Annotated in this window: 11 protein-coding genes; 5 read left to right on the top strand and 6 right to left on the bottom strand. The window is 57.0% G+C overall.

Annotated elements, in window-relative coordinates:
* From A3728_RS16180 to A3728_RS16195, 5 genes are all read left to right on the top strand, one after another.
* On the top strand, nucleotides 1-663 hold a 663-nt coding region (locus A3728_RS16180; RefSeq protein WP_150120849.1), incomplete at its 5' end, for a tyrosine-type recombinase/integrase.
* A 33-nt stretch (nucleotides 664-696) separates the two neighbouring features.
* Nucleotides 697-873 (top strand): hypothetical protein, encoded by a 177-nt coding sequence (locus tag A3728_RS23245; RefSeq protein ID WP_161487238.1) that lies wholly within the window; start codon nucleotides 697-699, stop codon nucleotides 871-873.
* Nucleotides 870-2,174 carry a hypothetical protein gene (locus A3728_RS23250; protein WP_150121507.1) on the top strand — a complete coding sequence of 435 codons (1,305 nt, stop codon included), beginning with the start codon at nucleotides 870-872 and terminating at the stop codon, nucleotides 2,172-2,174. The genes A3728_RS23245 and A3728_RS23250 overlap by 4 nt, the downstream gene beginning before the upstream one ends.
* Before the next feature lie 543 nt (nucleotides 2,175-2,717).
* Entirely contained in the window at nucleotides 2,718-4,964 is a 2,247-nt protein-coding gene (locus tag A3728_RS16190) for an ATP-dependent nuclease (RefSeq protein ID WP_067925909.1), read from the top strand.
* Complete coding sequence (locus A3728_RS16195) at nucleotides 4,961-6,913, top strand: UvrD-helicase domain-containing protein (protein WP_067925912.1); 1,953 nt, start codon at nucleotides 4,961-4,963, stop codon at nucleotides 6,911-6,913. The genes A3728_RS16190 and A3728_RS16195 overlap by 4 nt, the downstream gene beginning before the upstream one ends.
* Nucleotides 6,914-6,961: 48 nt before the next feature.
* On the opposite strand, the gene A3728_RS16200 is transcribed toward A3728_RS16195, so the two are convergent.
* From A3728_RS16200 to A3728_RS16225, 6 genes are all read right to left on the bottom strand, one after another.
* On the bottom strand, nucleotides 6,962-7,693 hold the full coding sequence (locus A3728_RS16200; protein ID WP_150120850.1) for a hypothetical protein: 732 nt from the start codon (nucleotides 7,691-7,693) through the stop codon (nucleotides 6,962-6,964).
* A 375-nt stretch (nucleotides 7,694-8,068) separates the two neighbouring features.
* Nucleotides 8,069-8,800, bottom strand: coding sequence for a M48 family metallopeptidase (locus A3728_RS16205; protein WP_067925926.1), 732 nt, complete (start codon nucleotides 8,798-8,800; stop codon nucleotides 8,069-8,071).
* The gene (locus tag A3728_RS16210; protein ID WP_082851111.1) at nucleotides 8,797-12,075 is read right to left on the bottom strand and encodes a type I restriction endonuclease subunit R; all 3,279 of its coding nucleotides are present in this window, start codon (nucleotides 12,073-12,075) and stop codon (nucleotides 8,797-8,799) included. Before A3728_RS16210 ends, A3728_RS16205 begins: the two co-directional genes overlap by 4 nt.
* A 2-nt stretch (nucleotides 12,076-12,077) precedes the next feature.
* Entirely contained in the window at nucleotides 12,078-13,541 is a 1,464-nt protein-coding gene (locus A3728_RS16215; protein ID WP_067925934.1) for an anti-phage deoxyguanosine triphosphatase, read from the bottom strand.
* Nucleotides 13,542-13,562: 21 nt separating this feature from the next.
* Complete coding sequence (locus tag A3728_RS16220) at nucleotides 13,563-14,768, bottom strand: restriction endonuclease subunit S (protein WP_067925937.1); 1,206 nt, start codon at nucleotides 14,766-14,768, stop codon at nucleotides 13,563-13,565.
* Nucleotides 14,758-15,386, bottom strand: a 629-nt coding sequence (locus A3728_RS16225) for an N-6 DNA methylase (RefSeq protein WP_150120851.1), incomplete at its 5' end; no start/stop codon positions are given. The genes A3728_RS16225 and A3728_RS16220, both read right to left, overlap by 11 nt.

The following is a 15,386-nucleotide window of genomic DNA, read 5'->3' on the forward strand; positions in this document are numbered from 1 at the left end:
GTGCTGCTACGTGACATCGAGGCCTCGATCCAGCGAAAGCGCCAAGCTGCGCGCAAGTCAGACGGCTCCCTTCCGAGGGCCGCCGAAGTGATCGACCCGGAGCTTGGTCGCGACATCATGGCCGCCTTGGCACATGACATCCTGCTCGCACGCGCTCCCCGAAGTGAGAACGTCGTGAAGGGGAGGCTGGACTGGGTGACCTGGCAGGATGGTCGGGCGCGTATAGTAGTGCCCGCTGCCCAGGTGAAGATGCGGAGCGCTGGCGATGCAAATCTGACCATCCAACTCGGAAAGGCCGCAAGCAAGCTGCTCAAAACCTATCTGGAGACCGTGCGCCCGGCGATACTGGCTGCTTCGCAGAAGGAGAACCCGTATCTGTTTCCCGCGCAGGGGAAAACCAATGCCGACGGCCACTACGCCGGCCTTCTCAAGCGGGTGACCGCCCGATTGCACCGAAAAGTAGGGGTCCGCATCAATCCGCACCTCTACCGCCATCTGATCGGTTGGATCTGGCTAAGGGACAGTCTGGATAACCTGCCAAAGGTCCAGCGTTTGTTGGGCCACAAGCGCCTCCAGACAACCATCGACCACTATGCGGAGCTGGACGAGACCCTAATCTCCGAAGAGTGGCTCGCGCGTCTCGATCGTCGCTCAGCGGCGTGACCAACCTCCCACCATCAAGGATGCCTCAAACACATGAATGACTACCTTTCCAACATCCAGGATCTGCTGGGCAGCTCGCGGTGCCAAGAGATCATTGATCTCTATGCCGAACTGGTTGCACCCCAAAGCTCCGAGAAATGGCTCTCACATCTCGACCGTCACGCCGGGACAGACAAACCTCACCTGAGCGAGGGGTCCGCAAACGCATGAATGATCACCTCGCTCTATTGAACCGCATCCGCAACGCGGCCCCTGGAGATCAGCCGCCGAGCCTCCTCAAGCTCGAGAGGCACCTCGAACGGCGGCATCGCGAAGTCGGCTCAAGTGCCTTCATAGAGTTTGCACATCTTCAAAGAGTAGCGTCCGAAACATGGGACGCTGAACGCTGCGCGCATTTCGCCCAAGTGCTTCGCAGGGCGCGAGTGAAGCCGAAGCCGTCACGCCAGACTCCTTGGGAGAAAGCACAGATGCGCCTCCGTGAGCTTCCAGAGGATTGGCAGCCTGCCATCGCCGAACGGATCTCCATATCGATGGGGGACAAACGCCGCAAAGGGTGCCCCCTTTGGAGCGCTGCGCATTCCGCGAGTGTGATTCGCGCACTGGCGGGCTGGGTGGATCACTGCAGATCCCACGGCCTGCCCCTGCGACCAACCGGTCGGGCTCTTGACCGCTACGCATCTCAAGTTGCCGAACGCGCCTCAACACGGACGGCATCGGATTATGTTGGCCGTATCCTTGGTGGCATGACCGTCGTCGAACCCGGCTTCGCTTCTCAAGCTTGCGAATTCGTCGCATGTGACTGGCGGGAGCGCGCTGAGCAGGAAGGGGCCGCAACGAAAACCGGCTCCCAACTTGTCGGAGCCTCGGAAATATACGGCCTCGGGTTCGATCTGATGGAAAAAGCCCGAAAGCGGCGCCTACGAGGCGTCCATGCCGCACGGGACTTTCGAAACGGCATCCTGTTGTCTCTCAGCGCGGCCCTGCCGCAACGGGCACGTGCGCTCTCCGCACTGGCCTTTGACCAGACCCTCGCCCTGCCCGCTGCAGGGCTTATCCATGTCCGCATCCCGGCGCGAATGCTGAAACTGCCAGAGGATCGAAAAAATGGCGAACCGTTCGACAGGACCTTGAGCAGCCAAAAGCTTGCCGAGGCACTTCTGGAATACAGGCGCTCCTTCCGGCCGCTTTTTGACGAGGGACAGTGTCTGTTCCCGTCGATGCTCTCACCCGGCGCCGCAATCAGCGAAGGCCAGATCGGCCGCCTTACTGGCGATCTGACCGCACGGGCCTTTGGCGTGCGCGTGTCAATACACCGCCTCCGTGACAACGTCGCGACCGAGGCCAGCGAACACCTGACCTCGGGCGGCCGCGCGGCAACGGCCTTGCTCGGGCATCGCAGCGAAAGGACCGTGCAGCGGTATTACGACCACTCAACAGGACTGGCTTCCGCCCAGGAGTTCGTGGATATGATCGAGGGCCAGCGCAGCCTCGATGTGGAATTGAAGCTTTGAGTTGGCGGAACAGGCATGAGTGTGTATCGCCGTTCCCCACCGAAAATTCCTTTTTTTCCGAAGGATGTTGAAAACGCCCGGTAACCATCCGCACGGGGTGAGGGTCGACCGTTTTCAACAAGACCCAGTGGTCGCCGAACCTTCCGAACCCATCCTAACTTTGCTTCGACTGTCCACAACAATTACAGCAGGATAGCCAAGGTTCCGTGAAAGGCTTGATCTCATTGCTGGAAGCGTCGCTGAGGGCGGGAAGCAGTAATTGGCTGCAAACGCTTTAGAGACGGTTGGCATCTAAGGGCGCGGCACTGCGGAAGACGGGGGTTGACCAGACGTTGGGCACCAAGGCGTCAGGGGTTGCCCTTCAAGCCGGCAAGACGTGCGACACATTGTGCGGTGTCCACCGCCCTCCAGTTCGCGCCAAGCGAATAGCCAGACTTGCGAAGACTGTTGGTCTCTTGGCGGTTGACTACGGCTACACACCCGCAGGACAAGCATATAGACATACGCAAGCGGAGTATTTCCTGCGAGTGGGGCACCAATATTATGAAAATAGAACGTATTGAAGTATTTAACTTTCGCAAATTGCGGCGGGCCCGTCTGGACATGTCGGGCAAGCAGACACTGCTCGTTGGGGCCAACAACAGCGGCAAGACATCTGCGATGAAGGCGTTGCGCAAATTCCTCAAGGATCGCGGCGGAATCGACACGCGTGATGTTACAGCATCAAACTGGATCGATATCGAGCAGGTTGCGAGTGCCTGGACGCAGGAAACCGATGTGGATCTCAACCCTCTATTAGATAAACTCCCGTTCCTCGACGTCTGGATCTATGCGGAAAATTCAGAACTCCATCATGTCGCGCATTTGATCCCCACATTGACTTGGACCGGCGGATATCTCGGTGTTCGCCTGCGCCTTGAACCCAAAAAGGGTATCGATATCAAGGCGGGCTACCTCGCCGCTCGCCAAGCCACCGAGGAGCTAAAGCCGGGTGGCACTTTGGATAATGGATTTGCGCTTTGGCCGCGCGATTTTCGGGAGTTCTTGGACAAGCGCCTGAAGGATCTGTTCCAACTGAACGCTCATCTTTTGGACCCTGATGACTTTGTAACGTCCGGAGAGGTAGTTCCGCCGCCCCTTCCGGCACTGTCAGAGGGGATCGGCGCCAACCCCTTTGCCGGCCTAATCCACATTCGTGAAATCAACGCTCAGCGTGGGTTCGCCGATGCCGGTGACGGGAACCATGATGATGGTGAACTCGTCCATACTGACAGCCGCAAGATGGCAAGCCAGATACAGACCTATTTCCGGAAACATATTGACCCTGAAACGAATCCCACGTTGAACGACGTCAAAGCGCTCATGGCGATTCATGATGCCGAGGCCACCTTTAATGACCGCCTCAAGGATGGCTTCGCCAATGCAATTAGGGAACTGGAAGAACTCGGCTATCCTGGCGGCCTCAACAATCCGAAACTGCTTATAGCTACGCAGATCAAGCCCGTTGACGGACTCAATCACCCGGCGGCTGTGCAATATGATGTTTCAGGCAACACATCCGGGATAAACCTGCCCGAAAGCTACAACGGCCTGGGCTTCCAGAACCTGATATCAATGGTATTTCAGCTCATGCGCTTCCGGGATGACTGGATGCAGGTAGGTAAATTCAAATCACAGGTGGTTACCCCGGAGGACAAGGGCATCGAACCCTTGCAACTGGTGCTGGTCGAGGAGCCAGAGGCTCACCTGCATGTTCAGGTGCAGCAAGTCTTCATGGCCAAGGCCCACAAAGTGCTACGCAACCATGAGGATCTGGTGAAAGAGGACTCGGCTTTCACCACGCAGCTGGTCGTGAGCACGCATTCGGGCCATATCGCACACGCCGCCGCTTTTGGGGAGTTGCGTTATTTCAAGCGCGAACTGCCAAGTCCCGGAGTTGTTCCTACAACCACTGTGGCAAATATGACAGGGCTATTCGGCGCGGACACAGAAACTCATCGTTTCGTGACGCGCTATCTGTTGAGCACACATTTTGATCTATTCTTCGCCGACGCGATCATCGTTATCGAGGGTGCCGCAGAGCGGATCCTGCTGCCGCTTCTGATCCGGCATCACTACCCCGACTTGGCAGCGGCCTATCTTTCCTTCTTGGAGCTGGGCGGCAATCACGCGCATCGGATGCGGCCTCTGATCGAAGCGCTGGAGCTGCCGACGCTGATAATCACCGATCTCGATGCCGCTACGAAGGTCAGGAAAGTGGTCAAGAATGGCGAAAGGAATGTCTGGGAGTCGGCCCGGCCGCGCTCGGGGGCAGCTCAGGAAACCACGAACCACGCTCTGAAAACCTGGCTCCCGGAGATGGCAGAGGTCGACAAGCTGATGATCGCGCCGCCGAATACACTCTGCCATACCGATGCCACCCAGACCATCGCCGTCTCCTTTCAGACACCGCAAGTGGTCACGCTGGGCGAGGAGACTCAAACCATCACGCCCAGCACGTTCGAGGATGCTCTCGTCCTGACCAACCCGGAAGCCGTGAAAGACGCCGCAAAAACGGATCTTGCCTGCCTCATGACCCGTGATTTTGGCAAATACATCGATGCCGTATCCACGCCTGAGGACCTCGCCACGGCGCTCTTTGAGCGGTTGGCCAATAAACCGGAGAAGGCCGCCTTCGCGCTCGACCTCTTGTATATCAAGGACATTAAAGCGCTTCGGGCGCCGCCCTATATCGATAGTGGCTTGACTTGGCTCGCGGGCAAGCTGAAGGCCGGAGTAGGTGCGATATGACAGACATAAGCGACGACACCCGCGACGCTGGCGCTGATGCGACGATCCGCGCGTGTCTGTCCCTCGATCAGCCGCGTAGCTTCTTTCTCTATGCTGGGGCGGGATCAGGCAAGACTCGCTCTCTCAAGGACGCACTGGAGGGGTTGGACACTCAGACCCTGACCACCTTGCGCAAACACAGCCGCAAGATCGCCGTGATTACCTACACCAACGCCGCCGCAGATGAGATCACGCGCCGCGTCAAGGCCGATCCAGTGTTTCAGGTGCAGACCATCCACAGCTTCGCTTGGTCGCTCATCCAGGGGCGAACAGCAGATATTAGAGGCTGGCTTGAGAGAAATTTGAAAACTGAGAGTGCCGAGATCGAGGTTGCCCAGGCGAAGGGTAAGGCAGGCACCGCCGCCCATGACGCACGCCTCAAGAAGATGGCTTCCAAGACAAAACGGCTGGGGCGCTTGGATGAGGTCCGAGCCTTCACCTACGCGCCAGAGGGGGACAATTTCGGTCGCGACGCGCTGCAACATGCCGAGGTTATTGCGCTCGCCGCACATTTCCTGACTGAAAGCGAGACGTTCCAAAACATCGTTCTGGCGCGCTACCCGTTCATCTTGATCGACGAGAGCCAAGACACGATGAAACCATTGATGGAGGCGCTTTTGACCTTCGAGGCGCGCCATCGCGGCCGCATCGCCTTAGGGTTGCTCGGGGACACGATGCAGCGCATTTACAGCGATGGTTTGCGCGATCTCGACAAACGCGTCGGGGATTTCGAGCAACCGGCGAAACAGATGAATCACCGCAGCCGTGCGCGCATCATTGATCTGGCTAATGCGATCCGGCGCGAAGATGATAGCCGCCAGCAGCAGGCACGTGAAGACAAACCGGGTGGCACCGTGCGCGTCTTTCTTGCACCGAGCGAGAGTGCGGATCGCGTAGCCTTCGAAACCTATGCCCAGGCGGAGATGGCGCGTATCACCGGAGACCCCGCGTGGCAGGACCCGGAGACGATCAAAACCCTTACGATCGAGCGTCACATGGCCGCTGCGCGTCTTGGTTTCAGCGACCTGTTTGAGCCCCTGAGCAAAGCCGGCAACCTCAAGGACGGGTTTCGCAATGGAACCCTGCCCGCGATGCGGCTTTTCACACATCGGATCTTGCCATTGGTGGAGGCTCACATGAGTGGGGATGCCTTTGCCGCGATGGCGGTGCTGCGCGACGGTTCACCGTTAGTAGATAAGAGAATAATCCGGTCGGACCGTGGGGGCCAAGCCACAGGTCTCGATCAGGCGCGAACGGGCGTCGAAGCCCTTATGACGCTATTTGAGGACGGACGGGATCCGTGCTGTGCCGAAGTGTTAACGATAGTGGCCGAGCACCGGCTGTTCCCGATCCCCGACCAGCTTCGGCACTGTTTGCCTGATTACGGTTCCGTTGCGCAGGACTTGGCCGACAATATCGACGAGCTGGACCTGGACACGTCCGAGGCCATACCACCCACCGATAACAACTTTACCGAGGCCTGGACGCAGGCCCTTGAGGCCCCGTTTTCCCAAGTTGCGCGCTACCTCGCCTACGTCGAAGACCGAAGCCCATATGGCACCCATCAAGGGGTCAAGGGGCTGGAATTCCCCCGTGTCATGGTTATCGCTGATGACGCCCGCACACGCTTTAAGGGCCTTGCTTCCTATGAGACGCTGTTTGACGTGAAGCCGTTGTCCGCAGCCTCTCGGAAAAAGGCAGATCAGGGCGAAGAAACTACGATCGAGCGCACCCGCCGCCTTCTCTATGTCACCTGCACGCGCGCAGAAGATAGTCTCGCTCTTGTCCTCTATTCCGAGTCCCCTCATACGATCCAAGAGTTTCTGATTTCCAAAGGATGGATGGCCGAGGACGAGGTTGTGATGGTTGAGGCAGGCACGTTCGATCAGGAAGCCGCACCGCAAAGCTGAACTTGTTCAGCAATGACCGCTGAGGGCCGTCCTATAACAGCCAATGTATCAGTTTTCGCTGATTTTTGCCGCTAATTCTTTGTAACCACGTCTTTCTAACTCCACGGCGAGAGACCTGAGCAACTCGACGTCGCCGGATCGTTTGATTACACCGAGGATGATTTGTAGCGCGTCATTGACTGTCGACTCCTCCGATATCTGCAGCCGTTCGAATTCGTCCGCGATTTCTGCGGCACGTTTTGCGTCCAGGTCTCTTTCATGAGCAATGATCGGATGGCTGAGCTTCTTCGCCTCCTTGGCGTAGTGCTCGCTCTCTTGAATTGCCACCGCTTCCGAACGTGTGACTTCAACTTCAAGGCAACTCCCGTCGGCCTCGACCTGCCGGAGCCGCACGTTGCAATTTGCATCTACCGCAAGCTTAACCAGCTTCTCAATGGATCGCTCTGGGGCTTTTGATCGAAGTTGTTCGGCTGAAGCTGGATGATCTTTTTTTGCCTTTAACAATTCGATAAGGCTCTTGCCAAAATCAATGATTGCTTTGCTCCCCTTAGCAGCTTCGGCCGCACCCTTGGCGTAAGGTAATGCCGCTTGAGCCATATCCAGAAGGGTGATCCAGATTGAACCCTCTTCGACACGCTCGACTACAAGTGTTCTGGCGCGGTTTTGTTTGCGGTAGTCTCTTGCGAGAGCAGCTAAAAGCTCGCTCAACGCAAGGGCCGGAACTGGCTGTCTGTTTTCAATGACGATGACAATACTCGCCACTCTTTCATGCGAATTCAATTTGGTGCCCTCGTATTGAACATGAACTGATCTGAGCGTTCCTTATTTCGAATTTGAGCACAACCTCAAACAGGGCTGGCCTTGCCGAACATACTATAATTCAGTTTGGAGCAGCGTGGTTAGCACGAACGTGCGGTTTCAACCCGCTCTCGCGGCAGCGGCGTCCGCTTTCGGGAAGCTGCGGTGCAGCTTTGACGATCCGGGCGAAGGTCCGGATTGGGCCGTTCGCGTGCGGGCTTCCCCATGTAGGTAGGGTGGACAACCGACCTCTGCTGCGTTCCGCACGAACGGTCGCGATGTGCAGGAAGCGGTCTGTGATAATCCGGCCCAGCCAGCGCCAAGGTCGTGCGGTCGCTCCCCAGACCGTTCAGGATGCTACTTGGCAGTGAGTTGTTCAGCGGCGCCGTCCAATAGCGCCTTCTTTCTTTGCCAATCTGGGTCGGCAAACTTGATGGTCTTCCAGAACTCTGGGCTGTGGTTGTGATGCCGGAGATGCGCCAATTCGTGCAGAATGACGTAGTCTATGCACTCTCGTGGTGCTTTGATCAGGTGGGGATTTAGAATAATGGCCCCATCGGCCGTGCAGCTTCCCCAGCGCTTCTCCATTTCTTGCAGGCGAAACGGCGGACGGCCGTTGACCCAGGGCAGCTTCTGTTCCCATTCGGCAAGGCGCCGATCAAAGTAGTCTCGTGCCTTCACACGATACCACGCAGATACACCGGCTCTGACGCTTTCAGGAGAGCCTGATCGGCTGGGAACCTCGAGACGATTTCCTCTTAGTTTCACCGCGCCACGGTGCGTGTCGTCCATGATCACTTTCAGGACGTATCGGCGGCCCAGATACAGAACCTCCTCGCCGGACACATACTCCTTGTCACGCACATGGCTGAAACGCTCTCTTGCCTTCCCGACTTGCATAAAGACCCAACGAGCACGCTTGCTCACCGCCCTGCGGATTTCTGCGGGGTCTGCGCCTTCTGGCGCATCAACGATGACTTCTCCGTCTGGCTCGACGTGGATTGCGATCTTCGTCGTCCGGGAGCCATCGGTTTGCACCCGATAGGACAGGGTCTGTCCGCCATAGGTTAGAACAGGATCGACGGTCATCGGGCTCCCTTGGTCCGGCCCGCACGAACGATTGCCACGATTTCTTCTATCAGCCGCTGGGCAGCGTCGAGGCCACCGAGCACCCTGAAATAGTGTGGCAAAAGTTGCTTCCGGATTTCGCCCTCGATGTTGCCCGGATTGATGGAGTGCGTCTTGACTGCGTTCTCAACGGTTTCGTCGATGTGAAAAGCCTCTTCGACCATGCGCTCTTCGGTGAGTTCGGCCTCGAACCCCTCTGTCTCGACTCTGAGCAAGCCAAAATAGGACTGAGCTTTGGGATGTCCGTCAAAGCGATCCGGGACACCAGGTGTTTGGCGTTGGTCGACTTGCTCCTGAAGGTCCTTGAACAGCACGTATTGCTTGTCTGGGTGATCGAATAGAGCCTCGGCTTGCCGAATGGCGTCTCTGAGGAGCTCCGAGAAAACTCGCTTGGCATAGGGATCATCGATCAAGTCCTGCTCGATAGTCTTCCGGATCCGGGTCTTGATGAGGTCGGCTTCGGTGCGTGTCTTCTCATCAGACCAGTTCTCTGGATCGTCTTCTCCAAGCGTGCGAACCTGAAGAACGCCGGGCGGGTCCTTGATATCCTGACCGATCACTTGCGTGTCGACCATTCTGCGGATCTGCTGTTCGTATTCGGAGAAGTCGACAGTTTCCTGTGCGTCCCGCTTCGCCTGTGTTCGCAGCTCGGTGAAGAACTTCAGGTCACGCTTGTAGGTCCGTATCTGTGCTTCATCAAACGCGCCATCATCGAAGAACGCGCGAGAGGACAGGGCAAGCTGGAGACACATCCCGAATTCGGTCAGCGCCTCGTAGAAATCCTCCCGGATCTTCTGGTTGTCGTCGACCATATGACCGGTGCCGTCATCGGACAGGCGCGGGGTCAGGAGCTGGCGGTATTGCTCCCAGTCTTGCTTGTTTTTCACCGGCTTGAAGATGGCCCAGAGCGCATCATGTAGCGATGGTAGGCGCTTGTATTCGGTGGTCATGTTAGCGATCGTTCCGGCAAGGTCCTCAATGTCGTAGCCGCTCTGCGTCTGGGCGGCCAGATCCTGATAGTCCTGGATGGAGGTGTCGAGCTCAGCAAGGATACCGCGATAATCGACCAGAAGTCCGAACTTTTTCGCATCGTGCAAGCGGTTGACCCGGGCAATTGCCTGCAAAAGATTATGACTCTTGAGATGTTTGTCGATGTAGAGCACCGCGTTCCGCGGCTCGTCGAACCCGGTTAGCAGCTTGTCGACGACAATCAGAATGTCCGGATCTCCAACGGTGCTGAAATCCTCGATGATGCCGTCTTCGTAGGACTTGGGATCGTTGCCGACATTCGCCTTCCACCAGGCCTGCACTTCTGGTGTCTTGGTTTCATCAGTGTCCTCGTGGCCTTCGCGCGTGTCTGGCGCAGAGATTACGACCGCACTGGTCACCAAATTGGTCGCATCAAGCGCGGCCTTGTAGCGGATCGCCGACAGCTTCGAGTCTGTCGCGAGCTGCGCTTTCAGACCCAGGTCGAGCTTTTTGAAGTTCTCGTTGAAATGCTCCGCGATATCCCAGGCGATTAGATCGATCCGGTTGGCGGCGCGGTAGATGCTGTTCTGGGTGGAGAACTTCTTTTTCAGGTCTGATTTCTGGCTGTCCGTCAGGCCTTTGGTGATCTTGTCGAACCAGGCGTCGATTGCAGCCTCATTGATGTCCACGACAGGTTGCCGTTCCTCATAGACCAGCGGCGTCACAGCTCCGTCTTCGACAGCGCGCTGCATGGTGTAAGCGTGCAAAATGGGACCAAACTTGTTGCGGGTCTTGTCGTCTTTCAGAAGGGGCGTGCCTGTGAAGGCGATGAAAGCGGCATTGGGCAGCGCCTTACGCATCCTCTCGTGGTTTTCGCCCCCTTGGCTGCGGTGCCCTTCATCGACAAGGACAATGAGCTGATCCGAGGGGTTGTGGCACTCAGGAAGCTTGGTCGCCGAATTGAATTTTTGCAGCAATGTGAAAATGATCCGCTCGCTGCCAGTGCCGATCCGCTCTGCCAGTTCTTTTCCTGACTGAACCTTCGCCTTCTCACCGTCTTTCTTGGTTGCGATTTCGGAGCCAAAGGCGCCACCGGTCAGGAAGGTGCCCGCCAGCTGCTTTTCCAGATCAACGCGATCGGTCACGACGATCACTCTTGCGCCGGCCAGCTCCGGCTCGACGAGCAGCGCTTTAGTCAGAAACACCATAAGGTTCGACTTGCCTGACCCAGTCGTGTGCCAGATCACACCGCCTTCGCGGCCGCCTTCTGGCTTTTTCTTGGACACCTGATCGATGATTGCCTTCGCGCCGCGGACCTGCTGATAGCGGGCGACGATCTTGCCGAGTTTCTTGTCAAAGAACATGAAGCGCCGCGTGAAATCCAACAGCCTGTCGGGGCGCAGAAGCCCAATGATAAGCCGGTCTTGCTCAGTAACCGCAACAGGAGATGCGTGCAGGCACTTGTAGTCAGCAAAGGCATAACCCGGACGCTCGGCAAAGACGCTGTCTACTTGGTCAGGCTTCAGCTTGGCATTGCGGATGGCCGAAAGCTCCGCCTCTGGCAGCTCTTCCTCGCGCCAGATCGACCAGAATTTTTTCTTTGTGCCAGTGGTCCCATAAAGCCCCTCCGAGCCGGAAATCGACAGAAGCAGCTGTGAATAGGCATAGAGATCCTGGATGCCGTCTCCCTGCTGGTTGCGCAGGTGCTGGCTGATACCTTCTTCGACCATCGCTTTGTCGCGCGTCGTCGAAACAGGGCGCTTGGCCTCGATGACGGCTAAAGGGATGCCGTTGACGAAGACCACGATGTCGGGCCGGTAGCTCCCAAGCCCGCCGGGGCGCTGCACGCTGAATTCCTCGACCACATGGAAATCATTGGCCCCGACATCGGTCCAGTCGATCAGCGGGATGGTCTTGCTGGTTTTTTCACCGTCGACGAACTCGGTGACGGTGATCCCCTTGGTGATATGCGACGTCAGGGCCTTGTTGGCCGGGATCAGCCCTTCGGTCAGGCCGGTTGAGCTCAAGGTCCGCACGACCTCATCGATGCCCCCGGAGGAGAGCACACAGTGCTTCCCCCGATGATCGAACCGATACCGTTTCAGGCGCTCTCGCAGCACGCTTTCCAGAAGCACACCCGTGCCAGCCCCGCGCATCGTCAACGCCTCGCCCGCGCTGACATAGATGTAGCCCATTGCCATCAGCACATGCAGAGCAGGCAGCTTGGCGGCGCCTTCTTCGCGGGTGTCTGGAGTGTCGCGGGCCAAGTTCAAAGCCTATCGAAGACTGAGCCGGTTCTGGGCTGAAAAAGCTGCTGATAGCGGTTGGTCGCGTAGTTGTCGGTCATACCGGCGATATAATCGCAGATGACTCGAGCCGTGGGTGTGTCGCCTCCACCTTGAATGGTCTTTATATAGTGGCGTTCATCGAGAAGTCTCTTGGGATCTGTCGCGAAGGCTTCGAAAAGCTCGGAGACCATCTTCTGGCCTTTGAATTCAAGTTGCTGGACAGCGGGTGTCTTGATAACAAGTTCCACCACCAAACCCTGAAGCGTATCGAGCGCGTCCTTGATCTTCGCCTTTTCATCGCACGCACCGCATTTGAAAATCGCTTGATACTTGAACAACGGCTCTTCAAATTCTGGATTTGCCTCGGCGAAAGTCGTGCCTTCCACAAAAAACCCGACCATGCGCCCGATCGCCTGTTTGCGTTCTGGGGTGTCACATTCGAACAGTTGACGGGTGAATTCATCAAAACGTCCATCGAAATGCTTATCAAGCAGCTGCGACAAGCTTTCCTTTCGTTTGGACTTGTCCTCGAACCAGTGGAGAAATGCTCGACGGGAAATGAGACCAAGCCCGATGGCATCTTCAAGGTCGTGAACGCCGTAGGCGATGTCGTCTGCCAACTCCATGATGGAGGTATCCAGACACTTGAACTTGGTCTTTGCGTGCTTCCCAGCTTCCTTAGGCTTTCGAGAGGTCCTGATCTTCGCCCAATCGGGGATTTCTTTGGCAACCCAATTTAGAACCACGTCCTGATCTTCATCATCAAGATAGCACTTTGGTGGTTTGAAGTCCCCAGCGACGAAGAGGGAGCCATCCGGCGTAACCACCTTGTAGGCGGGATCACCCCTGGCGAGTTTTGCCTCCGGCGCGGGTGCCTTGGGCTCCCCGCCGGGAACAATGGTCCAGTCCACAACTTCGCTGAAGGGCACCGGGTATTTGATGACACCCAGAACAGCGCGCCGGGTGAGGTTCATACCGTGGCCTTCGGCATACTTGTCGAGCTTTGTCACAATTCGAAGGGTCTGACCATTTCCCTCAAAACCACCATAGGGCAGCATGCATCTGTTGAGGGCGACTTCGCCTCCGTGCCCGAACGGAGGATGCCCGATATCATGGGCAAGGCAGATCGTGTTCATCAACATCGGATGTGGGAGATGCGCGAGTGCTGCGCTATCGAGCTCCGTCTCGTCGCCATCCTGCCTTGCTTTCTTGGCCTTCCGATAGAGCTTCTTGGTGATCGAAACGCCGATCTGGCTGACTTCCATAGAATGTGTCAGACGCGTCCGATAGAAGTCGCCGTCCCCGAGGCCAAGAACCTGTGTCTTGGCCTGGAGCCGGCGGAAGCTGGCGGAGTGCACGACCCGCGCGTAATCGCGCTCCCAGTCAGTGCGGTGATCTGTGCGCGGCGAAGGATGAAGCCGCTCTGTCCAATAACTTTTTTCCATTTTGATAGCCTGTCCGAGAACTCATTCGAGAGCAACCCGTCGCTTGCCGGTCATGAGCTGCTGCATCAGAGCTCTTTTCTCAGTGCGGAGTTTGTCAATGTTTGCGACAAGCCGACGCTCCTCATCCAGACAGTCTGCCATCACCCTCCCAATCTTCTCCTGTTCCTGCAAAGGAGGGACGGGCACGGTCACAGTCCAGAAGGCAGATGGGCTAATATTCAACAGCCCGTTGTTCCTAACGCCTGTATTAACCAATCGACTTAGCTGAGGTTTAAGGTAGTCCGCCAAGAAGAGGCCACGATAGAAATCTGAGTTGCAACCATCTTTTAGGCGAAAACACACGTAGACGTGGGGAACCAATCCTTCTGCATATTCGTCGAGACGCAAAACACAACCGAACGGATAGGTGAGAGAGTTTCCTTTGTTGTAGGCAAATTCTCCTTCGCGCAGATGATAGTATCGCTCCACGCTCTTTCCGGCCATGTTACGCGAATACTTGTCGTCCTGTCGCACAAAACCGGCTTTTGAGGAAATGGTCAGCACCGGGATGTCATTTCCCGAATTCCTATCCGACACTGGTTCAGAAATTTTATTTAGCGGAACCTCGCGCCATTCTTGCCCCTCGAACTCGGGGAAGCGGCGTTTGCCGGTGAGAAGGGTTTGCATGAGGGCGCGTTTCTGGGTGCGGGCAGTGGCCAGCAGCGCCTCGACCGTCTCGATGGCCCGGTCCCATGTCGACAGGATCTCCGCAATCTTCTTTTGCTCGGGGAGTGGCGGCAGGAGAACGCGAATTTTGCGAAGGTCAGCAAGAGAGATTTCAGTGAAAGTGCTCCCCTTTGAAACTGCATAGATATTTGCCCGGACTGAGTGGGATCCGAGTTGATATCGTAAAAAAGGTCCAAAGGCTTTGCCGTTCACCGCAATTCGTGCTGTTCCCTGGGTAAGGTTGGCCTCTGGCAAATCAGGGGGAACAATGCTTGTCGCGCCAGTGTTTCCGCGTAGCGAGAAAATAATGTCACCCGGTTCAACGGTCGAACGTTTATAGCGACGATGTATATCCAAAGCGGTCTTGGCCAAGGCACCCGCATTGATTGCCCCGCCTACGTCTGAACTCTTAATATAGGGAATGCCGGCGTCGACATGCTCACCAGCCTGCACGATACCATATACGATTTTCTCCCCGCACACGTCTTGCAAAAGGGCGTGATTCCACCCGTCAGGCACCATAGCCGAGCTCCCGCAAATAGCCTTCCATTCGCGCTTCCAGCTCGACCAGATCGTCTTTCAGTTGCGTGCGCTCGGCGCGCACAGCCATCAGGTCGATTTCGTCCTCTTCCTCGAAGGTGTCGACATAACGCGGGATGTTCAGGTTGAAGTCGTTCTCGACGATCTCGGCCTTGGTCGCGCAATAGGCGTATTTGTCGACCGTCTCACGGGCGCGGAAGGTCTGCTCGATCTTCACGAGGTTCTCTTCGCTCAGTGCGTTCTGGTTGGTGCCGGCTACGAACTCACGGCTGGCATCGATGAACAGCACGCTGTCATCCGTCTTGCGCTTGCGGAAGATCAGGACCGCGGCCGGGATGCCCGTCCCGAAGAACAGCTTTTCCGGCAGGCCGATCACGGCATCCAGCAGGTTCTCTTCGATCAGCTTCTGGCGGATCTTGCCTTCAGTGGAGCCGCGGAACAGCACGCCATGGGGCACGACGACGGCCATGCGCCCGCTGCCAGGTTTCAGTGTCTCGATCATGTGCAGGATGAAGGCATAGTCGCCCTTGGTCTTGGGCGGAATGCCACGGCGGAACCGCGCGAACCTGTCGTTCTCGGCGGTTTCGATGCCCCATTTCT

The organism is Sulfitobacter sp. HI0040 (assembly GCF_001634885.1).
Lineage (GTDB): Bacteria > Pseudomonadota > Alphaproteobacteria > Rhodobacterales > Rhodobacteraceae > Sulfitobacter.

Coding starts and splice junctions, on each gene's coding strand:
- A3728_RS23245 (WP_161487238.1), top strand. CDS start 697: ATGAATGACTACCTTTCCAACATCCAGGATCTGCTGGGCAGCTCGCGG.
- A3728_RS23250 (WP_150121507.1), top strand. CDS start 870: ATGAATGATCACCTCGCTCTATTGAACCGCATCCGCAACGCGGCCCCT.
- A3728_RS16190 (WP_067925909.1), top strand. CDS start 2,718: ATGAAAATAGAACGTATTGAAGTATTTAACTTTCGCAAATTGCGGCGG.
- A3728_RS16195 (WP_067925912.1), top strand. CDS start 4,961: ATGACAGACATAAGCGACGACACCCGCGACGCTGGCGCTGATGCGACG.
- A3728_RS16205 (WP_067925926.1), bottom strand. CDS start 8,800: ATGACCGTCGATCCTGTTCTAACCTATGGCGGACAGACCCTGTCCTAT.
- A3728_RS16215 (WP_067925934.1), bottom strand. CDS start 13,541: ATGGAAAAAAGTTATTGGACAGAGCGGCTTCATCCTTCGCCGCGCACA.
- A3728_RS16220 (WP_067925937.1), bottom strand. CDS start 14,768: ATGGTGCCTGACGGGTGGAATCACGCCCTTTTGCAAGACGTGTGCGGG.